We start from the raw sequence: 2,768 nt of genomic DNA on the forward strand, positions 1-2,768 counted from the left end.
CGTTCCGGCCGCGGCGCCCCAGCCCGGCGCACCGGCGTCAGCGACAGCGCCGAGCGGGGGTGACATCGGAATGGGCGGCCTGTATTGACCGCCCGACGCGGCGTCCGGGCGGACGCCGGTTTCCAGGCAGCAAGGAGAGACCGTCATGTCTGCGGAAGCAGAGGCGCTCAACGAACAGATCAAGCAGTCGGTGGCGCTGCTGAGGAGGCATCTTTGACTGGGATGTCGCTCTTGGCCGCCTCGCGGAACTGAACAACCGGGCCGAAGACCCCGACCTCTGGCAGGACGCCGAGGCTGCGCAGAAGATGATGCGTGAACGCACGCTGCTGGCCAATCAGGTCGAGGGTGTGCAACGTCTCGAAACCGATGTGCGCGATACACTCGAACTCATCGAGCTTGCCGAAATGGAAAGCGACGAGGGCGTGGTCGCCGATGGCCTTGCGCTTTTGCGTGCCCTGGCTGACGACGCCAAGCGGCGGGAGACCGAAAGTCTTCTGTCCGGCGAGGCTGACGGCAACGACTGCTACCTTGAAGTCAATGCAGGGGCAGGCGGCACGGAGGCGCAGGACTGGGCGGAAATGCTGCTGCGCATGTACACTCGCTGGTCAGAAGCGCACGGCTATAAGGTGACGCTGATGGAGACGTCCGAAGGGGAGCAGGCGGGCATCAAGTCCGCCACCCTTCAGGTGTCTGGTCCGAATGCCTACGGCTGGCTCAAGACCGAAGCGGGCGTGCACCGCCTTGTGCGGATATCGCCGTTCGACGCCGCCGCGCGACGCCAGACGTCGTTCGCATCGGTGTGGGTGTATCCGGTGGTCGATGATTCGATCGAGATCGAGATCAACGAAGCCGACCTGAAAGTGGATACGTTTCGTGCCTCTGGCGCGGGCGGTCAGCACGTCAACAAGACGGAGTCGGCCATCCGTATCACGCATGTGCCCAGCGGCATCATCGTCGCCTGCCAGACCGACCGATCGCAGCACCGCAATCGCGCGACGGCGATGCAGATGCTGAAGGCACGGCTGTATGAGGCCGAGCTGCAGAAGCGCGAGGCGGCGGCGGCTCAGACGGAGGCCGCGAAGACGGACATCGGATGGGGGCACCAGATCCGTTCCTACGTCCTCGCGCCGTATCAGCTGGTCAAGGACCTGCGGACCAACGTCGAAAAGGGCAATCCCGACGCGGTGCTGGACGGTGCTCTGGACGACTTCATGGCCGCGGCTCTGGCGGCCAGGGTAGGAGCGACCCGGTCCGAAGCCAGCGCATCGGCGCAGTAACACCTCGAACAGGCGGCCTTCGGGCCGTCTTTTTTTTTGCCCGAAGTACAACGCGACCGGTTCGCCGGCTGCACGTATGGTCAGTTCCTGATGCGAGAGTCGGCGGCCGTTCGTGAATCGGCGGTAATGTTTCAGACCCGCGTCTGGTGACACGTTCGTCTTCGAGGCAGTTTTCTGACAAGCCGCACATTTGAGCGCTTTTTAACGATCGGCGTCCGAATTTGGCAGATTTTGGCGGCTCGGGGCGCCTTGGGCAAATGAGTAAAAATTGGGCCTCTGATGAGAATTTGGCCCCTTAATTTTACGAAAATATCTTCCTTGACATCACGGGGTTGTAATAGCCCAAATCGCTCACCAACCGGGTGTTCGGTCGGTGAACGCGACAGAAGCGTCTTCTCCAGCGGGAGGGACGGGGTCGACCGTGATTGTTTTTCGAATGGTGGCCCGCGCCGCTGCTCGAAGAAGTCGCGGGAGGTCGTTCTCATGCGTGTGGGCCCCGATGGGGGCGACTGTATGGCGTTGAGAGTGCCGAAACCGGCGCGGGCGACATGGTTAAGGAGGTTTCGACATGATGGACTACGCTGCGCAACAGCGAAATCCGACAAAGCACATCATCGGTATTACCGTTGTTGTGCTTCTGCACATTGTCCTGATCTGGGCGTTGATGAACGGTCTTGGGACGAAGATCGTGCAGGAGTTTCATCCCCCGATCAAAACGAAGATCATCAGCGAGCCGAAACCGCCGCCGCCGCCGCCGCCGCCGCCACCCCCGCCGGTGATGACGCAGCCGCCGCCGCCGTATATTCCGCCGCCGAAGATCCAGATCCAGCCGCCGCCGCAGCAGCATGTGATCCAGCAGGTCACGCATACGCCGCCGCCCAAGGCCATGCCGCCGGCTACGCCGACGCCGCCCGCACCGGCAGCACCGGTCGGTCCGCCGGTCCCCGATCACCTGGCAGGTGCGCGTCCGGTGAACAACGTCAAGCTCGACTACCCCGAGGAGATGCTTGAGGAAAACCGCGAGGGTCGCGTGACCGTGGTGTGCGACGTCGAGCCGTCAGGCCAGACGAGCAACTGCTCTGTGACCAGCGTGCAGGGTGGGCAGGCGTTCGCCGCCTCCGCACTCGATTATGTCCGTCGTGCCCGGTATCAGCCGGCCGTGAAGAATGGTGCTCCGATCAAGGAATTCCACCACCCCTACACGATCACCTTCAAGTTGAGCGACGACTGAGTTTCGTAATCAGCCAAGCTTCACAGAGGCTGGTTACGGAAATATCGACTTCCGGTAACGGGCCGATTTCAGAGGATATGGAGTTCATGACCAGACTGTACCGCCTTCCCGCTCTTGCCGCCCCGGCCCTGGCGGCTGCCCTGAGCGTCGCATCGCCGGTGCTCGCCTTCGCCCAGGACGCCAATACCGCGTCCGCTCCGGCGGACACGTCGGCACCGGCCGCTGCGCCCGCCCCTGATGCCTCTGCTCCGGCTCCCGCC

General features: G+C 63.2%; 2 protein-coding genes. Both read left to right on the plus strand.

All coding sequences use genetic code 11. From position 1 onward, the window contains the following. The first annotated feature begins 145 nt into the window (after positions 1 to 145). A protein-coding gene (prfB, locus tag HUK82_RS15675; protein WP_176614830.1) for a peptide chain release factor 2 occupies positions 146 to 1,277 on the plus strand; the annotation gives its coding sequence in 2 pieces (ribosomal slippage) (positions 146 to 214 and positions 216 to 1,277; 1,131 coding nt in all). 571 nt (positions 1,278 to 1,848) lie between these two features. Next, the gene (locus tag HUK82_RS15680) at positions 1,849 to 2,508 is read left to right on the plus strand and encodes an energy transducer TonB (protein ID WP_176614831.1); all 660 of its coding nucleotides are present in this window, start codon (positions 1,849 to 1,851) and stop codon (positions 2,506 to 2,508) included. The last annotated feature ends 260 nt before the right edge of the window (positions 2,509 to 2,768 follow it).

The sequence above is a fragment of the Ameyamaea chiangmaiensis genome, assembly GCF_013376175.1.
In the GTDB taxonomy this organism is placed as follows: domain Bacteria; phylum Pseudomonadota; class Alphaproteobacteria; order Acetobacterales; family Acetobacteraceae; genus Ameyamaea; species Ameyamaea chiangmaiensis.

Coding starts and splice junctions, on each gene's coding strand:
- HUK82_RS15680 (WP_176614831.1), top strand. CDS start 1,849: ATGGACTACGCTGCGCAACAGCGAAATCCGACAAAGCACATCATCGGT.